Source organism: Anaerosacchariphilus polymeriproducens (assembly GCF_003363435.1).
GTDB lineage: Bacteria > Bacillota > Clostridia > Lachnospirales > Lachnospiraceae > Anaerosacchariphilus > Anaerosacchariphilus polymeriproducens.
The window spans coordinates 129950-155437 of the sequence record NZ_QRCT01000051.1 but is presented as its reverse complement, the minus strand read 5'-3'; the positions used below and the strand labels follow the sequence as shown (position 1 = coordinate 155437).

The window sequence follows — 25488 nt, the reverse complement described above, 5'->3', positions numbered from 1 at the left end:
TATGGCAGGCATGGGAAGTTTATACGTTGGTGCATCAGGCTTAAGAAGTAATCAGAATGCATTAAATACAACAGCACATAACTTAGCAAACGTTGATACGAAAGGGTATACAAGGCAGCAAGTGCTAATGAGTGACTTGGATTACAATACCTTATCTCAGGCTGCAATCAGTGCAAAGCAGGTTGGGTTAGGTGTTGAGATTTCAGAAGTGCGTCAGGTAAGAGACGCTTTCTTAGACAAGTCTCATCGGCTGGAGACAGGGCGTCAGGCTTTTTATGAAACTTCCTATGGTGTAATTTCAGAAATAGAGACACTAATGGGTGAATTAGAAGGAGTTGCATTTCAAAATTCCTTATCTGCCCTTTGGGAATCAATGGAAGAGTTTTCAAAAGACCCTTCTAATACTGTGAATCAAAACCTTGTAATACAAAAATCAAGTGCCTTTATTGAAAGGGCAGTAGCAGTTCAAACAGGATTGAAAGAATATCAAGTGAATATTAATCAACAAGTTTCAGATAAAGTAGACCGGATTAATAAGATAGGAGAAGAAATCCGTTTATTGAATAAACAGATTTCAAAGATCGAATCCGGAGGCGTGGAAAGTGCCAACGATTTAAGAGACTCAAGAAATATACTGCTGGATGAACTTAGTGCAATGGCAAAAATAAGTTATTCGGAAGATGGAAATGGTGTAGTAACAGTGAATTTGGAAGACGAGCAGTTCGTTACCAAAGAATTTGTCAACAAAATGGGTAAAAATGTGGACACAGTGACCGGATTTGTTACTCCAGTGTGGACACATTTGGATTCGACACCTGTTTATGATTATACGGTGGATGTTTCCAGCGAACTTAATACGGATATTGGAAGCCTAAAAGCGCTGGTCTTGGCCCGAGGCGATAAAGTAGGAAATTATGCAGACATCACAGGTATCACAGCTGAGACGTATAATGATACCGTTGGAATGTCAATTATACAAAATATTGAAGCTGAATTTGATCAATTGGTACATGGTATTACAACCACCGTCAATAATCTGCTTTGTCCGAATAAACAGATTACGGATGATTTTGGGAATGTATATCAAGTATGGGATGAAGAAAAAGGATCGGTAGGAAGTGATGGTCAAAAGCCGGGGATTGAATTATTTACACGTGCTAATGTAAATCGTTATACCGAAAAGCAAATGGTCGTAAAGGGTACCGTGCATACTTACTATGTTTATAATGAAGAAGATTTAAGTGATACTACAACACAGTATACTACTGGAAATATTATAATCAATGAGAAAATGTCAAAAAATGGTTCTCTGATGCCGCATCTGAAACAAGATGGTTCTGTTGACTATGATTTAGGAAGTGCATTATCGAATGCATGGACCCAAAATCTTTTAAGTCTTAATCCAAATAGTACAGAGACTACAAGTTTTTCTTCTTACTATTCCAGATTGGTGGGAGCGATCTCAAGTGATGGCTATGTATTTAGTGGAATTGCAAAAAGCCTGGAACAGACGACGACTTCCATTGACAATCAACGTCAGCAGATAATTGGTGTTTCATCTGATGAAGAATTGACCAATATGATTAAATTTCAGAATGCATACAATGCAGCTTCCAGATATATGAACGTAATCAATGAAATGCTGGAATTACTATGTACACAGTTAGCATAATTGTAGATAAAGAGGTGAAAGATTATGGCATCAACATTTTTTGGTTTGACAATAGCATCCTCAGGATTGACAACATACCAGGCAGCATTAAATACAACAGGTAATAATATAGCAAATGTGCATACAAAGGGCTACTCCAGACAGCAGACCATACGTCACGCTTCTGAAGCCATTCGTGCAAACAATAAATACGGAATGGTTGGTTCAGGGGTAACGACAGATTCAGTTATGCAGATCAGAGATCAATATTATGATTTGAAATATTGGTATAATCAGGCTAAGGTTGGAGAATATGATACCAAATACTATTATGCACAGCAGATAGAAAATTACTTTATTGATGATAAAACGCAAAAAGGTTTTTCTACCATATTTGATGAGATGTATGCGGCTTTAGAAGAAGTGCAGAAATCTCCGGCTAATCCTACTGTTAGAAATCAATTCATCAGTTCAGCAGAAAGTCTGGCCGAGTACTTTAACAGTGTTTCTGAAGGGATGACCAAGATTCAGTCAGATGCCAATGAAGAAATCCGTAATAAAGTACAGCAGATCAATTCCATTTCTCAAGAGATCTCCGTTTTGAATAAACAGATCAATGTGATTGAAATTGCCGGAGGTTATGCGAATGAATTGAGAGATCAAAGAGCCTCATTGGTAGATGATCTGTCTAAAATTGTACCGGTTGATATAAAAGAAACAAATATTGTGAATAGCAATGATTCTGACATGTATACAGGTGCTACCAATTACAAAATTGAAATAAATGGACAAGTGTTAGTTGATGGGAACAATTACAATCAACTGGAAGTGATAGCCAGAGAAAACAAAATAAATCAAACAGATATTGAAGGACTTTATGATGTTTACTGGGTAAATGGAGATAAAATTAATTTCAATACTACCGCTATGAATGGTGAAATAAAAGCACTTTTCGATACCAGAGATGGGAATGATGCTGATAATTTTTCAGGAAAGGTATCAAGTATAAAGGGAAACATTGTATATTTAGCTGGTTGTAATATGACAAGTGATCTGACTATGAGTATGGCTGAGACAGGGACTATTAAAATAGGATCCAAGGAATATGAATATACAGGGTTCACCAATAATGGAGATGGGACCTACCGTTTCTCACTAAATACCAATCTTACTTCGGATGAAATTGCAAAAGCAATAGGGACACCTGCACAGATAGGCGAATCCATTGATTATATGGGAATTCCTTATTATATGTCACAATTAAATTTTTTCGTAAGAAATTATACAAAAACATTTAATGAGATTCATTCTTCCGGTGAAGATATCAACGGAAATCAGGCAGGTGATTTTTTCACGGCAAAGGATTCCGTATTAGGTACAGAAATGAATTTGAATGCAAGTGAGATTACATCTACCAGTAACAGTTATTATAAGATGACAGCAGGTAATATAACAGTTCGGGACGCTTTATTAAATGATCCAACTTTAATGTCTACGGCAACGGACGTAGCAAATGGCGTGGATGCAACTGATATCGTAGACAAATTGATGACGTTAAAAACAGATAAGAGTGTCATATCATTCCGTGGAGGAACATCAGAAGATTTTCTACAATATATCTTATCAGATATTGCAGTGGATACACAAAGAGCAAAGACCTTTAGTACCAATTATACGAATATTTCAAAGGCAGTTATTAACCAAAGAATATCTGTATCCGGAGTAGATGAAGACGAAGAAGCGATGGACCTGATAAAATTCCAGAATGCTTATAATCTATCATCTAAAGTAGTACAGGTTCTGACAGAAATGTACGATAGGCTTATTTTACAAACAGGAGTGTAGGAGGGTAAAGATGAGAATTACGAATAAAATGATGACGAATAACTCGTTAAATAATATAAACAATAATAAATTATCTGTTGATAAGTTAAATAATCAGATGTCTACCCAGAAGAAAATTTCCAGACCTTCCGAAGACCCGGTTGTAGCTATTCGTGCTTTGCGTTTAAGAAGTACCTTGACAGAAATTAATCAATATTATCAAAAAAACATTCCGGATGCAACCTCCTGGTTAGAAGTTACGGAAAGTTCTTTAAGTAGTGTTCATGAGATTTTGAATAAGGTATATTCTCAATGTGTTTATGGTTCAACAGATACTTTAGAAGCGGAAGATCGAAATACAATATTGCAGGATTTAACGGCTTTGTCAGAGCAGATTTATGAAGAAGGAAATGCTGACTATGCAGGACGTTATGTATTTACCGGCTATAAAACAAATACCAGTCTGACTTTCAAAACAGAGGATAAGACGACATCTTATACCATCACAGAAAAATTTTCGGGTTCTGATATAGAAGCAATGACTTACATTACCAATAAGCAAGATGTAAGCTATGGTACACTTGCAGGGGCAGTGACACTCCCGGATAGTGAACAAGTTCATCGACTTCGTTTATCTTATTCAGATGTGGAAAGAGTTCCGCAATATAATACAGATGGAAGTATCAAAAAGGACGGATTAGGAAATACCCTATATGAGAACATGTATGTGAATTATACCGATGCAAGTGGAAACCCACAGCAGATCGCAGTTAATTATACACCGTTGGCTTCAACTGGAGATGCTGCATATCTTCCGGCAGCGGGGATTAATTTTATACCGGAAACAGGGGAACTGATTCTTTCAGAAAATGCAGTCAATACGTTGCAGGGACTTAAAGATGGTATTTCTATCAGTTATCAGAAAACCGGATTTGATAAAGGAGAAATTCGACCGGAACATTATTTTGATTGCATCAATCGTACTACGAAAGTAAGTTATACAAAAGAAGAGCAAGACATTGAATATACGATTAGCTTTAATCAGACATTAAAAGTGAATACAGAAGCCAGTGAAGTATTAAATGCATCGATAGGAAGAGACATCAATGATTTAATTAATACAGTAAGCTCCTCGATACAGGCAGATAAGAAAGTTGCCGATATTAAAGCAATGTTAAAAGATTCTCAATTTCAAGATGAGGTCTCACAGGCTAAACTGAATGAAATGTTAACTGCTGCACAAAAAGAAGCAGATATCGCAGAAGATAATATGCAGAAGAGATTCTCAAAAGGTATTACAAGTGTTCAATCATACTTAGATAAAGTAAATTTGGCGATTACAGACTGTGGTACCCGTTCAAGCAGGCTTGACATTACGAAAAATCGTTTATCATCACAGCAGACGACATTTGAAGACTTAAAATCTAAGAATGAAAATGTGGAACTGTCAGATGTGATGATTGAATATACAGCTGCTTCAACCGCATATGATGCATCTTTGGTTGCGGCAAGCAAAACGCTTCAGAATTCATTATTAAATTATCTATAATAATCCAAACTTAAATATTAGTCAGCATAGGAAGGAGACCTGTATGGAAGTAAAAACAAGACTTTTTGGTACTATTGAGGTAAAGAAGGATAAACAGATTCATTTTGTAAATGGAATCATTGGATTTCCTGAAATGCAAGATTTCACTTTGGTTTTTGAAGAGACAGAGGAGGGAAAAGCATCTATTTCCTGGCTTCAATCAATTCAGGAACCGGATTTCGCATTACCGGTCATGGACCCTTTGATTTTGATACCTGATTACAATCCGGTTGTGGAAGATGAACTGCTTAAACCGCTGGGAGAAATGAAGGCGAAAGATACTTTTGTTATGGTTACTGTTACCGTGCCAGAAGAAATGAAGGATCTGTCTGTTAATTTAAAAGCACCGCTGATTATTAATGCTAAGACCAGAAAAGCATGTCAGATTATAGTAGACAATCAAGATTATTCTGTAAAATATCCGATTTATGATATTCTGACAGAAGAAAAGGCAGGTGAGTAGAATGTTAGCCTTAACCAGAAAAAAGAATGAAGCACTTATCATAAATAACAACATAGAAATCACAATTCTGGATATTCGTGGTGACCAGGTAAAAATAGGCATTACTGCTCCAAAAGAAATACCGGTTTATCGGAAAGAGGTTTATATACAGATTCAAGAGGAAAATAAAGAAGCATTAAATACACAAGGTATTGATGCCTTGAAAAAATTATTAAAATAGACTTAACTTTTTGTACTTTTGTCCGATATATGAATTAGAACAAAGGAATGGAATGTAGAACGGTCAGCCGATTTTACAGATGTTTTATCACATGGAGGTGATTTCATGGCAATTGATGCAGTTAATAATAACAGTTCTTTGACATCATTGCAGAGGACTTCTACAGTACAAAATCAAAAAGATTCTTTCGTAGCAGCAGTAAGTATGGATGCAAAAGAGAATATTGAAATTGATATGGATGAACGAATAGAAAATACGTCAGAAGATATCCATTACCAACCATCTCAGAATACAGAACAATTAAAAAAAGCAGTAGAAAACATAAATAGGAAGATGGATAACTCAGAAGCGATATTTGGAATACACGATGAGACTAATCGAATTATTATCAAAATAGTAGATAAAGAAACGAAAGAAGTAATTAAGGAACTACCACCAGAGAAAACGTTAGACATGATTGCGAAAGCTTGGGAATTAGCGGGACTTCTTGTTGACGAAAAGCGTTAGGAGGAACAAAAATGGCAATAAGATTATCAGGATTATCCTCAGGATTGGATACCGATTCGATTGTAACCGAATTAGTATCAGCATATAAGATTAAAAAAGATAATTATAAGAAAGATCAAACGAAATTAGAGTGGAAACAAGACGCGTGGAAAGAACTAAATTCAAAAATTTACAACTTATATTCTAAAACTGTGAGTAACCTGCGTTATTCTACCGCCTATAAGACGAAAACGACAACATTATCAGATACTACAAAAGCCTCTGTTACAGCTGGGAATAACAGTACGAATGGAACCCAGACTCTTTCAATCACGAAACTTGCAAAAGCAGGATATCTGACGGGAGCAGAACTGACGGGAGCATCTGATTATACATCTAGTACCAAGCTTAGTGAACTGGGTATCGCAACGGATACTTCATTTGACATTACAATTGGTAGTTCAGGGACGCCAAAAAACATTAGTATAGGTGCAGATACTACGATAGGTGATGTGGTTTCGAAATTAAAAACGGCAGGTGTTAATGCAAGTTTTGATACCACGAATCAAAGATTCTTTATAAGTTCAAAAACAAGCGGAGCAGAAAATGATTTTTCATTAAGTGCATCTGATGCAGATGGTACCGCAGCTTTAGAATCACTTGGTCTGACTACCTCAGCAGTAAAAGTGGCTGGTCAGGACGCTGAAATTTATTTAAATGGAGCACAGTATACCAATGCGAGCAACACCTTTACCGTTAATGGGTTGACTATTACAGCAAAAGAAGAGACCGGATATAATGCGGATAGTTCAAGAAAAGAAATTAGTATCAATACAGCGGATGATACAAAAGGAATTTATGACAGTATTAAGAATTTTTTCAAAGAGTATAATGTGCTGATTAATGAAATGGATTCTCTTTATAATGCAACATCCGCCAAGGGTTATCAACCATTAACCGATGAAGAAAAAGAAACTATGACAGATGATCAGATCGAAAAATGGGAAAAGAAGATAAAAGATTCATTATTCAGAAGAGATTCAACATTGGATTCTGTGTCTTCATCGATGAAGAGTGCAATGATGAAAAGTTATACGGTCAATGGTAAAACATATAGTTTAGCGAGTTTTGGAATTAGTACATTGGGTTATTTTACATCATCAGCAAATGAAAAAAATGCTTACCATATCGACGGTGATAGTGATGACTCAGCGACATCCGGAAAAGAGGATAAATTGATGACCGCACTTACAACAGATCCGGCGTCAGTGGAATCTTTCTTCACACAACTAACGACAGGCTTGTATGATTCATTAGATGCTAAAATGAAAAGTACCACATTAAGCAGTGCATATACGGTTTATAACGATAAGCAGATGAAACAAGAATATGACGAATATGATGATTTGATTGGTAAATGGGAAAAGAAAATGTCTGATATGGAGAAATATTATTACAAAAAGTTCTCTGAAATGGAGACTGCTTTAACTAAATTACAATCAAGTACTTCATCGTTAGCGTCATTATTAGGAAGTTAAGGAGGAATAATGAATGGCACTTAATAATGCTTATGCAGCTTATAATAATAACAAAATTTTAACGGCATCTCCAGGTGAATTGACTTTAATGTTATATGAAGGAGCAATTAAATTTTGCAATATTGCAGTTGTTGGAATGGAACAGAACAATATTGAAAAAGCAAATAATAATATTATAAAAGTTCAAAGAATTATTACAGAATTTCAAGCAACATTAAATCATGATTATCCTGTAGCCAAGGATTTTGAAGCAGTTTATACTTATCTACAACAGCGTCTGATAGAAGCGAACATAGGGAAAGATAAAGGGATCATGGAGGAAGTGTTAGAACATTTGCGGACTATGCGTGATACATGGAAAGAAGTAATGCAATTATCACGAATGAAACAAGCTAACTAAGAGGTATGCGATGGTGAAAAATAAATACGTTATTATCCTGATAGAAAGCTTACAAAAGAAAATAAAAGTCTTGGATGCAATCATAGAAAAAAATAAAGAACAAAAAGAAATTATAAAAGTTGATATGATGGATACAGATCAATTTGAAAATAATATTCAAGAGAAGGCCAAATTAATCGATGAACTTAATTTGTTAGATGAAGGGTTTGAATCTATTTATAATAGAGTAAAAGAGGAATTGACTGAGAAGAAAGACTTATATCAAAAAGAGATTAAAACACTTCAAGGATTAATTGGAGAAATTACAGGTAAAGTCATGGAAATCCAAGCACAGGAAGAACGTAATAAAAGTACGATAATACAACAGTTTGGAAAAATGCGTACGAAGATAAAAAAATCCAAGGCATCTAAAAATGCAGCATTAAATTATTATAAAAGCATGAATAAGCTTACAATTAGTGATCCACAGTTCCTGGACCGAAAAAAATAAAAAAAAATATATATGTAGGTATAAAGTAACTATAAAAACCTACCGATATATAAATCAAGTAAGAAGTTACTTATTTCAATACTTAAGTTAAAACTTTGTTAAGGCGTGCAATTAACAAAGGAACGAATAACCTAAGATAGCAAGGATGCTATAAATTTTAAATTCAAGGAGGAATTATTATGGTAGTACAACACAATCTTACAGCGATGAACGCTAACAGACAATTAGGAATCACAACAGGTGCACAGGCAAAATCAACAGAAAAATTATCATCAGGTTACAGAATCAACCGTGCAGGAGATGACGCAGCAGGTCTTACAATTTCTGAAAAGATGAGAAGTCAGATCAGAGGTCTTGATCAAGCATCAACAAACGCACAAGATGGTATTTCATTGATTCAAACTGCAGAAGGTGCATTAAATGAAACACATTCAATCTTACAAAGAATGAATGAACTTGCAGTAAAAGCAGCAAACGATACGAACCAATCCATCGACCGTCAGGCAATTGCAAAAGAAATCGGTGCATTAGGAAAAGAAATCGATCGTATTGCATGTACAACACAGTTCAATAAAAAGAACTTAATTGATGGATCTGTATCAGGACTTAATCTTCAAGTAGGTGCAAACAATGGACAAAATATCACCATTAGTATTGTATCTATGGGAGCAAGTGATATTGGATTAGGAGCAGCAGGAAGCCAGTTAGGAATGAGCAGCTTCGGATCAGCAGGAAGCTCTATCGATATGATTCAATCAGCAATCAACTTAGTATCTGACCAACGTTCTGCACTTGGTGCATTACAAAACAGATTAGAGCATACAATTGCAAACTTGGATACAGCTTCAGAAAATGCTTCAGCAGCAGAATCACGTATCCGTGATGTTGATATGGCGAAAGAAATGGTTAACTACAGCAAGAACAACATTCTTGCACAGGCCGGCCAATCAATGCTTGCACAAGCAAATCAATCTACACAAGGTGTTTTATCTTTATTAGGATAAAATAAATCATACTTTTGATGAATGCACGCAGGGAACAAAAGTAACCAAATAATAACAAAATAGCAAGGATGCTATACACTTTAAATTCAAGGAGGAAATTATTATGGTAGTACAACACAATCTTACAGCGATGAACGCTAACAGACAATTAGGAATCACAACAGGTGCACAGGCAAAATCAACAGAAAAATTATCATCAGGTTACAGAATCAACCGCGCAGGAGATGACGCAGCAGGTCTTACAATTTCTGAAAAGATGAGAAGTCAGATCAGAGGTTTAGATCAAGCATCAACAAACGCACAAGATGGTATTTCATTGATTCAAACAGCAGAAGGTGCATTAAATGAAACACATTCAATCTTACAAAGAATGAATGAACTTGCAGTAAAAGCATCAAACGATACGAACCAATCCATCGACCGTCAGGCAATTGCAAAAGAAATCAGTGCATTAGGAAAAGAAATCGATCGTATTGCATGTACAACACAGTTCAACAAAAAGAACTTAATTGATGGATCTGTATCAGGACTTAATCTTCAAGTAGGTGCAAACAATGGACAAAATATCACCATTAGTATTGTATCAATGGGAGCAAGTGATATTGGATTAGGAGCAGCAGGAAGCCAATTAGGAATGAGCAGCTTCGGATCAGCAGGAAGCTCTATCGATATGATTCAATCAGCAATTAACTTAGTATCTGATCAACGTTCTGCACTTGGTGCATTACAAAACAGATTAGAACATACAATTGCAAACTTAGATACAGCTTCAGAAAATGCTTCAGCAGCAGAATCCCGTATCCGTGACGTAGATATGGCGAAAGAAATGGTTAACTACAGCAAGAACAACATTCTTGCACAGGCTGGCCAATCAATGCTTGCACAAGCAAATCAATCTACACAAGGCGTTTTATCATTACTTGGTTAATGCTGAAACGAACATATAGAAAGCCGGTCTTTGGGCCGGCTTTCTTAAATTATATCAAATTTGTATCATGTGTCTGAGAATCAAAATTTTCTATTAAGTAAATACTCAAGAGTGAGGCATATATTTTTAAAAGAAGGGAGTGAAATCATGAAGGTTTTTTTACAGAGGATGAATCAGGTAGTAGATCATTTGGAAGAAGAGAGTAAAAAACTGATGAAATGGAATGGTCAGGAAGTGTATTTGGGAATGGAAGAAACGGTTTCCGATATTACTGAGATAGTTACTGTAATGTTTGAGAATGAAGAGGTATTAAATTCCTGTGGGGTTGTGATTCATAAGGAGATGATCATGACATCATTGAACCATATGATGGAAGCTATGGAAAAAAAAGATGATGTAATGCTGCATGATGCACTATATTATGAAATTTTATCTCAATTTAAAGGATACAAATATATGTTAGAACAAATTACAGGCTAAGGGGGACATTTCATGAAGGAATTCATCTATAAGAAAAATAAAAAGAGATTGGAAAAATATTATAAAGACCTTCTAGATACTATAGTTAATTATGATGATAATATCGATATATCATATCAGGTACAATTTACGGAACTTGATAATAAATCGGTTTTACAAATAGAAAAAGAAAATCAAACATGGCGTATGAATAGCTATTATGATGATAAAAAATCGATTGAAGTATGGGCAGATCAGTTTGAAAAAATACCATTCAATTCTGTCATACAAATTTATGGAATGGCAGGTATTTCATATATTGAAAAACTTCTTTCAGTCACTCCCAAAGAAGTTTACATCGTTTTATATGAACCTAGTATTCAAATATTTCTAGGTATGTTAGAAAACGTAGATCTTCCGTTCTTGGAGAGTGGGCGTGTCGGTCTGATTGTTAAGGGGCTCAATAATCAACACTTTAAGACCTTACTTGGAATCTGTGTTGGATTAGATAATCTTCCGCATATAAAATATCTTTGCCATCCAAATTATATGAAGTTATTTGGAAATGAGTATACACAATATATGGAAGTTATCAAGGAACATGTAGAACGTAGTGTTTTTAACCGTAATACACAAATGATATTTAACAAGGAAATGCCCAAAAATTATATTGGCAATCTAAAGACGTTTTACCACCAATACTCTGTAGGGCAGTTATGTGAAGCCTTGCCAAAGAATATTCCTGTTATTGTTATTTCTGCAGGACCATCGTTAAATAAAAATATAAAAGATTTGAAAGAAGCAGAAAATAAAGCTTTTTTAATTGCAACGGATACAGCCGTAAAACCATTATTAAAAGAGGATATAGTACCTCATTGTTTTGTTACGGTAGATCCGGGAAAACCAATGCTTTTATTTGAAGATGAGAGAGTGTTTGATATACCAATGGTTTTAACAATGTCAGGAAATACAGATATCGTGAAAAGGCATCGGGGGAAGAAGTTTTTCTCTTATGATGGGAACGGATATATTCGATATTTTTATGAAAAGGGAAAGAGAATACCTACCGTTTTGTCTACCGGGGGGTCCGTAGCTAATAATGCATTTTCTGTAGGAATTGAAGCGGGTGCCAAAACAATTATATTTGTAGGACAGGACTTGGCGTTTACAGGAAATAAGACGCATGCAGATGGAACATTCCAAGAAAAGATGGATGAAGTTGACCTAAAAGAGCGTAGAATGGTAGAAGTCGAAAGCGTAGATGGTGGGATGGTCTTAACGAGTCTTGATTTTAAACACTACCTGGAATGGTTCGAGAATGAAATCAAAACGTGTCCGAATGTAAAATTTATCGATGCAACAGAGGGTGGAGCCAAGATCCATGGAACACATATTATGACTTTGAAAGAGGCAATTGCTTCAGAATGTAAAGAAGAATTAAATTTACAAGAAATCATAGACAAAATTCCGAAGCTGTTCACTGAAAAACAGATTAAGGAATTTGATGAGTATACAAAAAATGCACCGGGAAAGTTAGATTTCATTGAGAGAAAAACAGAACAGGGCATTAAATACTATGAAAAAATAGTGTCATATTTTCAAAAGAACCAGCTAGACAGTGAAGAATTTAAAAAACTTTTTAAAAAAATAAAAAAGATAGATCGGGATTTGGAAAAAGAACCTTTAATGAATATTGTAAAAGCTTATATGAAAGCTACAGAATACAGTATTTTGTATGATGTAGGAATGGTGAAAGAGGATATACAAGAAGAAGGCAGGACAATTTCAGATAAGGGAATAGCTATTTTTAAAATGATGCAGGAAGCGGTCGAGTATATTAGACCGTTCATAGAGGAAATGGCCGACGAGAAATGGGGTGAATCATAATATGCGTGGAATTGTCTTTATAGGAACGTCACAATACGATGTACTGGGTTTATTTTTGAAAGAAATAATAAAAGGATTCGAAATAAATGGATGTGAAATCTTAACGATTGATAGAGCAAATGAAAATTATATGGATTTACTGGCGCAGGCACTGACAGGTGAATATGAATATGATTTTATTTTCGATATTAATGGGATATTAATGGGACATGATAGACTGTACACTTTTTTTAAACAAAAGTATGTTGCATTTCTGGTCGATCATCCTATGTATCATCATAAAAGATTAATGCGTCAACATAAACCTTATTATGTCACTACAATAGATAAGGATCATATAGACTATTTAAAAAAATATTATCCACATTTAGATAGGATTAAATTTGTTCCTCATGGAGGAATAGGACAGGATAGAATAGAAGAATATAAAAACCGAAAAATTGATGTATTATTTTTAGGTAGTTATGAAAACCCTAAGAAAAAGTTGGAATATACAGAACGAATTCCTAATGGTATGCGAGAACTTATCGTGGATACTTGCAAGATTTTGGAAACAAAAACACAGTGGACAATGGAACAAGCTTTATTATATCAGCTTGAAATGAGGCAGTTAAAGATGACGAATTCCGATATGTCAGAAATTATGTCAGATTTAGTGTTTATTGATGAGTATATCAGGGCTTATTATAGGGATAAAGTAATTCGAACGCTAGGAGAGAACGGTGTTACTGTCGAAGTTTACGGAAATGGATGGGAGGAATTTGATGGAAATCAGACAGACTTTATTCACATCCATGAAAGCGTTTCTTATATGGAAAGCTTAGAGTTAATGGGACAGGCTAAAATAGTGTTAAATGTAATGCCCTGGTTCAAAAAAGGCTCACATGAAAGAGTATTTACTACCATGATGAATGGCGCATTATGCATGACAGACAGAAGTGAATATTTAGAAGAAGTATTTACCGATAAAAAAGAATTAGTTTTTTATGATTTAAAAGAAGTAGAAAAATTACCCGGACTCATTCAAGAGTATTTAAATCAGAATGAAAAAGCAAAAGAAATAGCATTAGCTGGAAAAGAAAAATCAGAGGCTGATCATACATGGAAAAAACGTGGACAAGAATTATTAGACTGGATAGTGGAGGAATCATAATGGAACAGACAAAGAAACTACTAGAAATTATAAGTGAAGAGATTACTCAATATGAAGATTATGTATCTGAAAAATTACAAATGCTTTTTTTAGAGTTAGATGAAAAGGTTTCGGAATTAGCACAAGGTGAGAAAGATTGGGTGGAACAACAGATTAAAAATCTGATAGAATCTAATTTTTTGTATAAGAGAATCTATTTAAATTCAGTTCTTATGCAAATGTTTGGAAAAGTAGAGTACTTGGAGGAAATTGCAGGACTTGCATTAACAAATAGTAAAATAAGACCTGCTACAAAATATTTTTTGAGTAATAAATTATTTGCCTGTTTGATTTTAAATGAGAAGTTAGGAACGGAAAACGCCAGATATCTACTTTGGAAATTGTCTCAACAATCGTGTAACGAATACGAAAATTATTTAGAACTTGAACTGAATCCAATACCAAAAGAAGAAAGAAACCCTAATTTAATTTTAGTTATTACAGATCATTTTGTACATGTTTCACATGCACCTACCAAGACGGCTCTTGACCGTTGCGCAATGATTAAAAAGAAACTTCATAAGGAATGTTTACTGATTCATACAACAGAAGGAGTAACACGCGAAGGAGAAATACCATTCTTAATACGGGCTATTCCCGGGTATACACTGGAAACCTGCTTTAATGATGAGCATAGTAAAAAAGAGTACCAAGAGTGGAATGGTGTCAAAATACCATTTGTCCAGTCAGAACGGAATATGCCAAATCCTATTGATGTAAAAGTCCTGATAGATACAATAAAACAATTGAAACCATTGTTTATCATTGATATAGGTACAGCCAGTATGGTAGCAAATTTGAGTAGTAAGTTAGTTCCGGTATTAGGATTAAATCTTTGTTTTTCAGAATTAGCATTTACGACAGAAACTTATCAGGCTTTGGGCAGAAAATTAAATGATAAAGATTTGGCATTACTGAGAAAATTAGATATTCCTAAGAGCCATGTTATTGAAAGTACTTTTACTTTTAGTTTTGTACCGCAAAAGCAGAATTTAACCAGAGAGCAGATTGGTTTTGGTGAAAACGAATTTATAATTGCCGTAGTTGGTTTCCGGTTAGACATAGAAGTGACTTCGGAGTTTATCGTCATGTTAGAATCCGTACTAAATGAAAATATAAAAATAGCTTTTATTGGTGTTTTTAAAGAATATGAAAAATTTGAAGAAAGGCATCCTATATTAAAGACGAATGCTTATAATGTAGGATATCAGGAAGATATTCTTTCCGTTATTGAACATTGTAATTTGTTCGTAAATCCTATTCGCAAAGGAGGAGGAAGCTCTTGTGTGGAAGCTATGTCAAAAGGTCTTCCGGTTGTTACGACCAAACATGGCGATGTGGCTGCAAATGTTGGAGAGATGTTCTGTGTAAATGATTACAATGAAATGAGAGAGCAAATAAATAAGTATTATCAGGATTCTGAATTTTACAATGAAATGTCTGGTAAAGCTTTGGAAAGGGCCAGTATACTTCAGGATACTGATCATGCATTTTATCAAATAATGAATGAAATGTGCCAAAGAGAAGGTATGACACTAGATTAATTTTATTAATTTGAAAAAAATAGTTGACACATGCATAATGATGCACATATAATACTATTATGAGTAGAGATCATATAAGTTGTATACAAAATAAAAAGAAACCGAATAAAGAACAGTTAGATGAAATATTTGATTCTAGTATATTTAAACTTCTGTCAGAACCAATTCGAATTGATATCTTGAAACTTCTGGCATTAAAAGGCGAGTTGGATATCACACAGATTTCCGGACATTTTAATCAGGATCGTTCTGTTATATCACGTCATTTAAAGCTTTTGTTTGAAGGCGGACTATTAATTAAAACAAAACAGTCACGATCGACTATTTATCAAGTTGATGGTCTGGCATTTCTACATAAAGTAGAAAAAGTGGTTTCCGGAGTGAAAGAGATGTTGTCATTTTGCTGTGATGAAATTTATACCGATTTGTATAGTCAGGGTCTCACATATAAAGATTATATAGAAAAGCAAAAATAGGTACATGCTTTTTTAGATGTACCTAAAATTATATTCAATATGTGCACATGCATGCACATAAGAGGAGGTTATTTTATGTCAGCTACATTATATTACTTTACAGGAACAGGGAATTCTCTATTTATTACGAAAACAATTGCAGCACAACTAGAGGATACAACACTGATTCCGATCAACCAAGTTAAATTATCCAAAGAAATTTTTGTGGATACAGATATTGTAGGGGTGATTTATCCTACATATTTTTTAGAAGCCCCAGATGTTGTGAAAGAATTTGCCAAACGTCTAAAGGTGTCCCCAAAAAGCCATCTCTTCCTTTATTCTAATTATGGGGCTATGAGTGGTAATTCTTTATATAATTTATATGAGGTCTTCAAAGAGAATGGAGCGGTTGTAAGTGCTGCTTATGAAGTTGCACTTCCGGATAATAGTATAATATTTCCGACAAAACCAGAAGATCAAGAGAAGATGCTGGTAGAGGGAAAAATGAAAATAGAAAAGGATGCAAAGTTAATCCAGAAGAGATGTGCAACTAAAATGCCCCAAAAACGTGTTTTAGATAAAGCCTTAAGTTCTACTATGAAGTTTGTAAACCATATTTATTTGGGTATGGACAAAATAGAAATAGTTGATTCAAAATGTACCAATTGCAACATATGCTCTAAAGTATGCAGTAGTAATAATATAAAAGCTGCAAAAGAAACACCATTAGTAGGAAAAAATTGTGCTATGTGCTTTTCTTGTGTCCATTATTGTCCACAACAGGCAATTCGATTTAAAAGGATGAAACCTACCGAAAACTTTCAATATAGCCATCCGGACATTTCATTAAAAGATATAATGAGTACACGTAAGTAATTACAATTTTTAAAATATGTATAATTATAGAATATTTAATATACATTTTTTTAACATTCTGTAAACAATTTTCGACATTCTTAAAAATCCTTAAAAATGCATAGAATAGTTATATCTTGTTATATTGCGAAGCAAATTTCTTTCTGTTATAATGAAAAAGTTATGTAAATGCATACGAAATTAAAGGAGGAGTAAGACTTGAAAATCGCAATATGTGAAGATGAGCAGGTATGGAATCAATTTATTGAACAAACCATAAATGATTATTTAATCTTGTATAAAACTGTTGCTGAAGTTTTGAGTTTTGTATCAGGAGAATTGTTATTAGAGAGCGGTATCAAGTTCGATTTGATTTTTTTAGATGAAGAAATGAAAGGATTGAGCGGACTGGAAACGGCGAAGCGAATTCGAAAAATAGATGAAGACGTTAAAATAGTATTTTTCACCAGTCATACTGATATTATGCAAAAGGCTTTTCATGTTAATACATATCGTTTTTTGGACAAGAAGATGGATAAACAGAATATTTTTAATTGTTTGGATGACTATTTTCATGATGTAAAAAATGAAAAGTACTTGGAAATTGATGTGCAGGGTGTTGAAGTAATGATCAGGCAAAAAGATATTGTTTATATTACTGCGATTAGAAATGGTACATTAGTATATTGTAAAAATGAAACTTTAGTAGCGAAATATACCTTAAAAGAGTTTGAAGAACGATTGAATCAGGAATTGTTTTATAGATGTCATAGGAATACGATTGTAAATATATCATTTATAGATTGGATCGATGAAAAAATCATTCTATTTGGAGGGTATAAAGTAAAGTGTTCCCAGAGAAGGAAAGCTGAGTTGAAACAATTATATACACAGTATTTAATTAAGTATGCAAGATAAAGAAGTGAAGATACATATGGGAGAATAACGATATGCAGTTTTATTTTATTAATATATTATGTTTTATATGTGAATGCATAAAAATTTATTTACTATATGATAAAGTAATAGGGTTTAAAAAAGTTAAGGAAAAGTGGATATGGTACATAACCATTGTAGGTGTCTTTTTAGGCTCTTCTATTCTGTTTTTTAGGTTAAAAGAATATGCAGTATTTGGAAATACTTTGATTTTACTAGTTATTATTATGGTATTATTTAAGGAACCATTATTTTATAAATGTATTATGTTTTTTCCATTATACTCCATCATATGTTTATTGGACACCTGGCTTAATTCTATACAGGAGATATTGATTCCGTCAAAAGATTTCAGTATTTTCATTAGAAGATTTATTGAAATATTAATTTCAATTGTCACAATTATAATATTAATTGTCATAGCGAGGGTGAAACAAAAATACATAAGTATACAATTATCACGGAAGCTTATTTGGTATCAGGGGTTTATAGTGGCTGCTGTTATTGTGATTTCCTGCATTTTTACCGGTTATTCCCAGGTTGTCCTGCAAGATTCTACCGTTTTGCTGGATCGGATTCTAAATTTTATTTTTGTATGTGCATGGGTTGCTTTAGTGTATATGGTCTTTGCAGTCATGTATAATATAATTGTAAAGGAGCAATATCGATTATCTATAGAATCCAATGAAAAAGTACTGAAAAGTCAACAGGAATATTACAAAATGGTATTGGAAAAGGACCAGAGTATCAGAAGATTTCGTCATGATTATGGAAGTCATATTGGATGTATAAAGATGTTTGCTTTAAAACAGAATTGTAACGCAATCATAAATTATATTGAAGAGATGGAGGATTTTACTGCCAATTTTACAGGAACTATTAATACAGGTAATATGATAGTGGATACAATCATCAATGATACGATTGAGAAATGCAAAGATTTAGGTATTACGATTGAAGTGAGTGGGATGTTTCCAGATAATTTCAAAGTCAGCAATATGGATGTAACGACAATTTTTTCCAATGCGATTATAAATGCAGTTGAGGCTGCAGCGAAATGTAAACAAATAGATAAGACGGTAAAGATTTCGATTAGAAACACGGAAAAAAAGTCTATTATAGAAATGGAAAATCCAATAGCAGAATCTTTATGCATTGAAAAAGGGATTTTACGAAGTACAAAGAATGATAATTTAAATCATGGATTTGGCATACTGAATATTAGAAATTGTTTAGAAAAATATAATGGAATTCTTGAGTTTGAAAGAAAAGAAGAATATATTTACACCAGAATTATAGTTTAATAATATCGTTCAGCACGAAAAACAATCGTTCAGCCTTTTTACGATTGTTTTTTTTTGCCTGATAAATTATGATGAAGTCATGAAAGGAATTTAGTTCTTTCTAAGTGATAAACATATGTTTTTCATAACGTCAACTATTGGTTGCAAACAATAGTCGAAAAATAAATAGTTAATGGAGGAATTGGTATGAAGATAAAGTATAATATGGAGTTAAACCTACCTAGTAATTCTGTAGCATTAGAAAATGCAGAAATGTCTTATGTAGATGGAGGGTGTCATACAGAGAAAAAATGCTGGGGAAAAAGAATATTCTTCTCCGCAAAAGAGTGTAGTATAATTGCTAGAAGAGGAAATATTAAGTGCAATAAAGATTATTCCTCTATCATAGGTGTTCCAGTTATTATTAATAATGGATGCATTACGATCAATGGATCTACAATTAACATTTCAAACAATGCTACTTGGACAAGTTCTTGTCAAAGTGGTATGTACATTGATTTTAATTCATCGACTTGTCAGACTTCTTATGGATTTGGGTGTTAAAATATATTAAATAATATTTATTCTTTGGGATAGGGTTCCTCCTTATTCCAAAGAATTAAATAGATTGTAAAGGAGGTAATGCAAAGAGAGAAATAAACAAAATAGCCTAGTAAAATTATAATATAATAAAATAAAATTCTGTTTAAATAAATAATTACTTAACGTTCTAAAATTCTTATAAACTTAATATTTTATGATAAATTGAGAGGGGGTCTGGAAATGCACTATACGAGCTACCTTTTTTATAAATATTTAATGGCTATCATATTAAATAAAGATATTTGTTAGAAATAAATACTAGAAACAATTACGAAAATGAATAATGCGTTTAGCACGAAAAACAATCGTTCAGCCTTTTTACGATTGTTTTTTTCGTGCTTATTATTTATTATGAAGTCATGTAAGGTACGAAAAGGAGAAAATTAGATGAGGTACACATTTGTAAAGCAACATGACTCTACAGATTGTGCAGCGGCCTGTCTGGCGATGGTTTGTCTGCATTATAAAAAAGAAACGACCATCACGAGATTGAGAGATAGGATGGGAACTGATCTGAAAGGAACAAATTTAGTTGGTTTGAGTGAATGTGCAGTCGAGCTTGGATTTCAATCGCAGGCAGTTAAAGTTACAAAAGAAGGCTTTTTGAGTGATTTTACATTACCTGCAATAGCCAATGTAATTACAAAAGAGGGATTAAGTCATTTTGTTGTTGTTTTTAAAATTACAAAATCGTTTGTGATTGTTGGAGATCCTGCGAAAGACTTAATGAAAATGGAATTTGATCAATTTTATGAAATGTTTACAGGAACGCTTCTAGTCCTTAGTCCAACGGAGAGATTTGTTGGAGACAAAATGAAAGGAGAAAAGGTTATTAACCGTTTCTTACATTTAATCCTGCCTCAAAAGAAGCTCTTTATTTTTTCTATAATTGCATCCATATTATTAACTATATTAGGGATCGTCTCTTCGTTATTTAATAAAATTCTAATGGATGAAATCCTTCCGTATAAACTTGAGAATACTCTGATCATTGTACTTGTTATATTTATGTTAGTTTCAATAACTCAGGTTTTCATAGGTTTTATAAGACAATGGATTATGCTGTTTTTATCTCAAAAGATTGATATTCCTCTTATGTTGGGATATTTTGAGCATATTTATAAATTGCCGATGAAATTTTTTGCAACAAGAAAAACCGGTGATATTATTACCAGATTCACAGATGCATTTACAATAAAAAATATTTTTACAAATATTGCTTTAACTTTAATTATGGATATTGCGATGGCACTGATTACGGGAATTATACTATTTAAAATGAATAGTGTACTATTTACAGTTATCGTATTTATGACGGCAATCAGTGTTGGTTTGGTCTTCATATTCAAACACCCTTATAAAAAAATAAATGAGGAACAAATGCAGCAAGGATCTATTTTAAATTCACAGATTATTGAAGGATTAAGAGCAGTCGAAACAATTAAAGGAAATGCAAACGAAGAGACAGAATTGGAGCATATTGAAAAAGAATACATTAAATCATTAAGGATATCGTTTAAGGAAGGAATGCTTTCCAATCTGCAAGGTTCGGTTTCTGGCTCGATTAGTACACTGGGGAATTTGGTTTTAATGTATTTTGGCGTAATGCAAGTAATCAATAATCAGATTACGCTTGGAGGAATGATGGCTTTCATTACATTATCGGAATACTTTATGGATCCGGTTGGAAGGCTTGTAGGTCTGCAGCTTCAAATACAAGAGGCAAATATATCTATGAAGCGTATTACAGAAATTTTAGATTATGAGACAGAACAAGAAGCCGGGAAAGGAAGAGATTACCAGGAACTCTCTGAAATAACAGGTGATATTAATTTTAATAATGTAACGTTTCGGTATGGTAATCGAAAGCCGGTCTTAAACCATATCAGTTTCCGAATTCCAAAAGGGAAAAAAGTAGCTTTGGTAGGCGCCAGTGGCAGCGGAAAATCAACGATTGCAAAACTACTTCTGAAGTATTATGAACCCGAAGAAGGGGAAATCACAATCAATAATATGGACATTAATGAGTTTAGTAATGAGTCTTTGAGAAAATCAATCTCTTATGTACCTCAAGCGATTGAACTATTTTCGAAGAGTATCTATGACAACATAAGAGTCAGTAAAATGAATTCTACGTTAGAAGAGGTGAAAGAAGCAGCGAAGCTGGCAGATGCACATGATTTTATAAAGAAACTTCCAATGCAGTATGATACCTATTTGGAAGAAGCCGGAAATGGTCTAAGTGGTGGAGAAAAGCAAAGAATTGCTTTGGCTAGGGCTTTTTTGAAAAAGAATGAATTATATATATTTGACGAAAGTACAAGTAATCTGGATTTTGGAACAGAAAATATCATATTTGATATGATTTATAATAAATTTAGGAATAAATCAATGCTGCTCATTGCGCATCGTCTTGCGACAATTAAAAATTGTGATGAAATCTTTGTCTTAGAACAAGGGGAAATTGTTGAAAAGGGTTCCCATGAGGAACTTCTGAAAAGAAAAGGGAGATATTATCAATTATGGGAGATGCAGCAAGGGAATATTGTGATACGGGAAGCACAGCAGGATGAGCAAAAAGATGAAATAGTTAGTGATGAAGAATGTGAGATGAGCTATCTATAGTATGAATGGAGGGATTTGTTATGAGTAATAAATTACAGGTAAGTCTAAATAAAGCCTTAAAGTTAACGAATGTTATTAGTAAAGAATTTGAGGAAAAAGATTTTGAGAATTTTGATGAAGAAGTGGTAAAGATGGAAAATTATATAGTAAGTAAGGGGGTATTACCGTTAGGACCGTTAATTCAATATACAAATGGATTTATCAACGAAAATGGTCAATTTGAGGCTAAAGTGCTGCTAATGCGTCAAGTGTCTGATCATATCCAATCTACAGAAGAGCCCTATACCTACGAATCGCTTATTAGTGTTAAGAATTGTATCTATGTAAGATATGTGGGAGATGAAAGTAATTTGAAATTTGCTTATGATAAATTGAACTTAACTGCATTTGAAGAGGAGATTCCATTAAAAGGTAATAGCTATACTGTTTTTGTAAATAAGGATGAGGATACGATTACAGCCGATGTATTTATGGAGAAGGCATAGATGAAAAAACAGATAAAAACAATGGAGCAGCTGAAAGACAGCAGGCTCCTTTATGAAAAACAGCTTCCGGCTTTTGGTTACATGATGATAATTCTGGTAAGCATCTTATTGATTGCAGTTGTTTTCTGGAGCATTTGGGCGCCCAGAACTTATATAATAAATTCTACGGGAACCGTACAAAGTAAAAATAAGAATTATGTAATGGCACCTTTTACAGGTGTGATAACCAAAATTAATATAGAAGAAGGAAAAGTAGTAGAAAAAGGTGACGAGCTTTTAACAATCAAGAGCACGGATTTGGATATTCAGAGTAAGCAGTTGGAGGAACAGAAAAATACTTACAAGACTCAGATAGCGCAATATAAAAAATTAGTAAAATCGATTCAGGATGACACGAATTATTTTGATGCCTCAAATTCTAATGATACTCTATATTTTAGCCAGTATGAAACTTATAAAAGTCAGGTAAAACAACAAAAAGTGGATCCGAATACATACAAAGCTTATAATTATACGCAGGAGCAGATTGAACAGGAATTTTTAAAGAATCAAAGTAAAATTGAGGAGCTATATCATTCAGCCATTAAGGCAGCAGAAGACTCCATTCAACAGGCACAGACTCAGCTGGATTCTATCGATGCACAGTTGGGTGCAGTTGGGAGTGGGAAAGAAAATTATGTGGTAATAGCAAATGCTACCGGTAAAATTCATATGGCATCTGAATATAAAAAGGGAATGGTAGTACAGGCAGCTGCATCAGTTGCAAGTATTGCGTCGGAACAGGATAATTTTACGATTCAAATCTTTGTGGAGCCATCCGATGCTGCGAGAGTTGCGGTAGGGAACAAAGTGGATATTGCAGTTTCCGGGCTGGCTCAGTCGGTATATGGGACTATATCAGGAAGAGTTACTCAAAAAGATAGTGATATTACGACTCAGCAGGGTGAAAGCGAAGGAAAGTCTGCTTCTTACTTTAAAATGGAAATTACGCCAGATTATTGTTATTTAATCAGCAAAGATGGAGACAAAGTGAATCTTTCCAATGGAATGGCAGTTCAGGCTAGAATACAGTATGATAAAGTCACATATTTTAATTATGTATTAGAAGAGTTAGGTGTATTAACCAGGTAATATTAAAATTAAATAGGATAAGGTCAAAAAGATGAAAAATAGAATAAAATTGAAAATGATAATTGCTTTTTTTCTAATTATATTGAGTATTTTTGTTCATGGATTGAATAAATTTGATAAGTTTTGTTATGCTTCTGCAAAAGTAACTGAAAAAGGGAATGAAATACAGTCTTCTGAGATGTTTGTTATACCAGTTTCATATATAGAAATTAACGATTACGAAAAAAATTTAGAAGTAGAAAAAACAATGAATCTTACTGCGAATGTAGTTCCTTCTAATGCGACAGATTCTACAATAACATATACCTCAAGTAATCCGGCTGTTGCAACTGTGAACTCATCTGGAGAGGTGAAAGGAATTTCTCAAGGTTCGGTAACGATCCATATTAAGGCTGGGAATGTAGAGAAGGATGTAACGTTAAATGTCAAAGTATCTGCTGTACAGATAGAGGTAAACTTCTCTTATCTGGTTTTAAAACCGCAGGAAGAGTTTCAATTAAATGCAAAAGCAATCCCAGAACAAGCGAATCAGAATATTACATATCGTTCAAAAGACGAAACAATTGCCAGTGTATCAAACGAAGGGAAAGTGACGGCAAAAGCCAAAGGTACTACTACAATCATTGTTTCTAATAGTGATATCAGTAATGCTGTCACAGTCATTGTTAATGATACGGTTTATAAAAATGAAGAAGAGCAGAAAGAAAGCGGAATGAAAAATGAGAAAAATTTGGGGAAACAAGATTATTCCAAATCAGAACAAAATTTAATTGATTTAATAAATAAGAAGGAAGCAGGACTTATGGTTAATGTGAAAGACTACCAAAAAATTTCTAAGAATATTTTAAAGAAGCTGTATGAGAAAAAGATGGATTTAATAGTAAATGCAAAGGATTATACCATCACTTTAAAGGGGGATGATATCAAAAACTATGAAAACGAATTGAATACTGAAATTGAATTTTTTCAGGAGCTGAATGGAACTGCTTTTGTCTTAAACAATGGGAAAAAACTTCCGGGAAATATTACATTCACCCCGAATAAAGAAAATACAAAAGAATTTTATATTTATCTTTATAATGAAACAAAAAATAAATATGAAAAGTTAGGAAAAAAGAAGATGAGAGAATTTGTACTAAATGAACCAGGGAAGTACTTGATTTTGGAGCACAAAATGTCGGATGTTAAAGTGAGTATCGTTATGATCGCTGCTATGGTGATTGTGTTGGCGGGGATTATTGCGGGGTATGTGGGGGTTAAGAAAAAATATTGGTTTTGGTGATATTCCCATAAAATATTTTGTTTCAACGGTTATGCCAGACATTCCAATGAGCCTTTGAATGCGAAACGGATTTCAGGAGAGCCTTCCATCCGTTTTAAAGTCTCATTTCCATGGCATAAGAGTTTGCACAAAATATTTTATGGGAATATTTGGGGA

At 33.7% G+C, this 25488-nt stretch carries 24 protein-coding genes; all 24 read left to right on the top strand.

Annotation, left to right across the window (positions count from 1 at the left end):
* The first annotated feature begins 1 nt into the window (after nt 1).
* The 24 genes from flgK (DWV06_RS18150) to DWV06_RS18035 all read left to right on the top strand — a co-directional run bounded on the left by flgK (DWV06_RS18150) (nt 2) and on the right by DWV06_RS18035 (nt 25332).
* Nucleotides 2-1672 (top strand): flagellar hook-associated protein FlgK, encoded by a 1671-nt coding sequence (gene flgK / locus DWV06_RS18150; protein WP_115483636.1) that lies wholly within the window; start codon nt 2-4, stop codon nt 1670-1672.
* A 24-nt stretch (nt 1673-1696) separates the two neighbouring features.
* Nucleotides 1697-3496, top strand: a complete 1800-nt coding sequence (gene flgK / locus DWV06_RS18145; protein ID WP_115483635.1) for a flagellar hook-associated protein FlgK — start codon at nt 1697-1699, stop codon at nt 3494-3496.
* Nucleotides 3497-3506: 10 nt separating this feature from the next.
* Nucleotides 3507-5024, top strand: a complete 1518-nt coding sequence (flgL, locus tag DWV06_RS18140) for a flagellar hook-associated protein FlgL (RefSeq protein WP_235829000.1) — start codon at nt 3507-3509, stop codon at nt 5022-5024.
* 43 nt (nt 5025-5067) lie between these two features.
* Complete coding sequence (gene fliW, locus DWV06_RS18135) at nt 5068-5526, top strand: flagellar assembly protein FliW (protein ID WP_115483634.1); 459 nt, start codon at nt 5068-5070, stop codon at nt 5524-5526.
* A 1-nt stretch (nt 5527) separates the two neighbouring features.
* Nucleotides 5528-5746 (top strand): carbon storage regulator CsrA, encoded by a 219-nt coding sequence (csrA, locus tag DWV06_RS18130; protein WP_115483633.1) that lies wholly within the window; start codon nt 5528-5530, stop codon nt 5744-5746.
* A gap of 105 nt (nt 5747-5851) precedes the next feature.
* A complete protein-coding gene (locus DWV06_RS18125; protein WP_115483632.1) occupies nt 5852-6253 on the top strand; it encodes a flagellar protein FlaG in 402 nt (133 codons plus the stop codon).
* 11 nt (nt 6254-6264) lie between these two features.
* Nucleotides 6265-7770 carry a flagellar filament capping protein FliD gene (fliD, locus tag DWV06_RS18120; protein ID WP_115483631.1) on the top strand — a complete coding sequence of 502 codons (1506 nt, stop codon included), beginning with the start codon at nt 6265-6267 and terminating at the stop codon, nt 7768-7770.
* Nucleotides 7771-7783: 13 nt separating this feature from the next.
* Nucleotides 7784-8170 carry a flagellar export chaperone FliS gene (gene fliS, locus DWV06_RS18115; protein WP_115483630.1) on the top strand — a complete coding sequence of 129 codons (387 nt, stop codon included), beginning with the start codon at nt 7784-7786 and terminating at the stop codon, nt 8168-8170.
* A 10-nt stretch (nt 8171-8180) separates the two neighbouring features.
* A complete protein-coding gene (flgN, locus tag DWV06_RS18110) occupies nt 8181-8660 on the top strand; it encodes a flagellar export chaperone FlgN (RefSeq protein ID WP_115483629.1) in 480 nt (159 codons plus the stop codon).
* Nucleotides 8661-8839: 179 nt separating this feature from the next.
* Nucleotides 8840-9664, top strand: a complete 825-nt coding sequence (locus DWV06_RS18105) for a flagellin N-terminal helical domain-containing protein (RefSeq protein WP_115483628.1) — start codon at nt 8840-8842, stop codon at nt 9662-9664.
* 103 nt (nt 9665-9767) lie between these two features.
* Nucleotides 9768-10592 (top strand): flagellin N-terminal helical domain-containing protein, encoded by an 825-nt coding sequence (locus tag DWV06_RS18100; protein WP_115483627.1) that lies wholly within the window; start codon nt 9768-9770, stop codon nt 10590-10592.
* Between the two features lie 147 nt (nt 10593-10739).
* Nucleotides 10740-11072: a hypothetical protein gene (locus DWV06_RS18095; RefSeq protein ID WP_115483626.1), complete on the top strand. Its 333-nt coding sequence runs from the start codon at nt 10740-10742 to the stop codon at nt 11070-11072.
* A 12-nt stretch (nt 11073-11084) separates the two neighbouring features.
* Complete coding sequence (locus tag DWV06_RS18090) at nt 11085-12938, top strand: motility associated factor glycosyltransferase family protein (protein WP_115483625.1); 1854 nt, start codon at nt 11085-11087, stop codon at nt 12936-12938.
* 1 nt (nt 12939) lies between these two features.
* Nucleotides 12940-14091, top strand: a complete 1152-nt coding sequence (locus DWV06_RS18085; RefSeq protein WP_115483624.1) for a glycosyltransferase family protein — start codon at nt 12940-12942, stop codon at nt 14089-14091.
* The gene (locus tag DWV06_RS18080) at nt 14091-15674 is read left to right on the top strand and encodes a glycosyltransferase family 4 protein (protein ID WP_162300682.1); all 1584 of its coding nucleotides are present in this window, start codon (nt 14091-14093) and stop codon (nt 15672-15674) included. Before DWV06_RS18085 ends, DWV06_RS18080 begins: the two co-directional genes overlap by 1 nt.
* Nucleotides 15675-15733: 59 nt before the next feature.
* Complete coding sequence (locus DWV06_RS18075) at nt 15734-16150, top strand: ArsR/SmtB family transcription factor (protein ID WP_115483622.1); 417 nt, start codon at nt 15734-15736, stop codon at nt 16148-16150.
* Between the two features lie 75 nt (nt 16151-16225).
* Nucleotides 16226-17008 (top strand): EFR1 family ferrodoxin, encoded by a 783-nt coding sequence (locus tag DWV06_RS18070; RefSeq protein ID WP_115483621.1) that lies wholly within the window; start codon nt 16226-16228, stop codon nt 17006-17008.
* 198 nt (nt 17009-17206) lie between these two features.
* Nucleotides 17207-17905, top strand: coding sequence for a LytR/AlgR family response regulator transcription factor (locus DWV06_RS18065; RefSeq protein ID WP_115483620.1), 699 nt, complete (start codon nt 17207-17209; stop codon nt 17903-17905).
* 32 nt (nt 17906-17937) lie between these two features.
* On the top strand, nt 17938-19227 hold the full coding sequence (locus DWV06_RS18060; RefSeq protein WP_115483619.1) for a sensor histidine kinase: 1290 nt from the start codon (nt 17938-17940) through the stop codon (nt 19225-19227).
* 186 nt (nt 19228-19413) lie between these two features.
* Nucleotides 19414-19770: a hypothetical protein gene (locus DWV06_RS18055; protein WP_115483618.1), complete on the top strand. Its 357-nt coding sequence runs from the start codon at nt 19414-19416 to the stop codon at nt 19768-19770.
* A 426-nt stretch (nt 19771-20196) separates the two neighbouring features.
* Nucleotides 20197-22434, top strand: a complete 2238-nt coding sequence (locus tag DWV06_RS18050) for a peptidase domain-containing ABC transporter (RefSeq protein ID WP_115483617.1) — start codon at nt 20197-20199, stop codon at nt 22432-22434.
* Nucleotides 22435-22454: 20 nt separating this feature from the next.
* On the top strand, nt 22455-22919 hold the full coding sequence (locus DWV06_RS18045) for a hypothetical protein (protein ID WP_115483616.1): 465 nt from the start codon (nt 22455-22457) through the stop codon (nt 22917-22919).
* Nucleotides 22920-24050: an HlyD family secretion protein gene (locus tag DWV06_RS18040; RefSeq protein WP_115483615.1), complete on the top strand. Its 1131-nt coding sequence runs from the start codon at nt 22920-22922 to the stop codon at nt 24048-24050.
* A gap of 31 nt (nt 24051-24081) precedes the next feature.
* Nucleotides 24082-25332, top strand: coding sequence for an Ig-like domain-containing protein (locus DWV06_RS18035; protein WP_115483614.1), 1251 nt, complete (start codon nt 24082-24084; stop codon nt 25330-25332).
* Nucleotides 25333-25488 lie beyond the last annotated feature (156 nt).

Bases quoted from the DNA above. Each gene is read 5' to 3' on its own strand.
- DWV06_RS18125 (WP_115483632.1), top strand. From the start codon at position 5,852: ATGGCAATTGATGCAGTTAATAATAACAGTTCTTTGACATCATTGCAG.
- DWV06_RS18055 (WP_115483618.1), top strand. From the start codon at position 19,414: ATGAAGATAAAGTATAATATGGAGTTAAACCTACCTAGTAATTCTGTA.
- flgK (WP_115483636.1), top strand. From the start codon at position 2: ATGGCAGGCATGGGAAGTTTATACGTTGGTGCATCAGGCTTAAGAAGT.
- fliD (WP_115483631.1), top strand. From the start codon at position 6,265: ATGGCAATAAGATTATCAGGATTATCCTCAGGATTGGATACCGATTCG.
- DWV06_RS18095 (WP_115483626.1), top strand. From the start codon at position 10,740: ATGAAGGTTTTTTTACAGAGGATGAATCAGGTAGTAGATCATTTGGAA.
- fliW (WP_115483634.1), top strand. From the start codon at position 5,068: ATGGAAGTAAAAACAAGACTTTTTGGTACTATTGAGGTAAAGAAGGAT.
- DWV06_RS18085 (WP_115483624.1), top strand. From the start codon at position 12,940: ATGCGTGGAATTGTCTTTATAGGAACGTCACAATACGATGTACTGGGT.
- DWV06_RS18070 (WP_115483621.1), top strand. From the start codon at position 16,226: ATGTCAGCTACATTATATTACTTTACAGGAACAGGGAATTCTCTATTT.
- DWV06_RS18105 (WP_115483628.1), top strand. From the start codon at position 8,840: ATGGTAGTACAACACAATCTTACAGCGATGAACGCTAACAGACAATTA.
- DWV06_RS18090 (WP_115483625.1), top strand. From the start codon at position 11,085: ATGAAGGAATTCATCTATAAGAAAAATAAAAAGAGATTGGAAAAATAT.
- flgK (WP_115483635.1), top strand. From the start codon at position 1,697: ATGGCATCAACATTTTTTGGTTTGACAATAGCATCCTCAGGATTGACA.
- DWV06_RS18100 (WP_115483627.1), top strand. From the start codon at position 9,768: ATGGTAGTACAACACAATCTTACAGCGATGAACGCTAACAGACAATTA.
- DWV06_RS18060 (WP_115483619.1), top strand. From the start codon at position 17,938: ATGCAGTTTTATTTTATTAATATATTATGTTTTATATGTGAATGCATA.
- DWV06_RS18080 (WP_162300682.1), top strand. From the start codon at position 14,091: ATGGAACAGACAAAGAAACTACTAGAAATTATAAGTGAAGAGATTACT.
- flgN (WP_115483629.1), top strand. From the start codon at position 8,181: ATGGTGAAAAATAAATACGTTATTATCCTGATAGAAAGCTTACAAAAG.
- DWV06_RS18045 (WP_115483616.1), top strand. From the start codon at position 22,455: ATGAGTAATAAATTACAGGTAAGTCTAAATAAAGCCTTAAAGTTAACG.
- DWV06_RS18050 (WP_115483617.1), top strand. From the start codon at position 20,197: ATGAGGTACACATTTGTAAAGCAACATGACTCTACAGATTGTGCAGCG.
- flgL (WP_235829000.1), top strand. From the start codon at position 3,507: ATGAGAATTACGAATAAAATGATGACGAATAACTCGTTAAATAATATA.
- DWV06_RS18040 (WP_115483615.1), top strand. From the start codon at position 22,920: ATGAAAAAACAGATAAAAACAATGGAGCAGCTGAAAGACAGCAGGCTC.
- fliS (WP_115483630.1), top strand. From the start codon at position 7,784: ATGGCACTTAATAATGCTTATGCAGCTTATAATAATAACAAAATTTTA.
- DWV06_RS18035 (WP_115483614.1), top strand. From the start codon at position 24,082: ATGAAAAATAGAATAAAATTGAAAATGATAATTGCTTTTTTTCTAATT.
- DWV06_RS18075 (WP_115483622.1), top strand. From the start codon at position 15,734: ATGAGTAGAGATCATATAAGTTGTATACAAAATAAAAAGAAACCGAAT.
- csrA (WP_115483633.1), top strand. From the start codon at position 5,528: ATGTTAGCCTTAACCAGAAAAAAGAATGAAGCACTTATCATAAATAAC.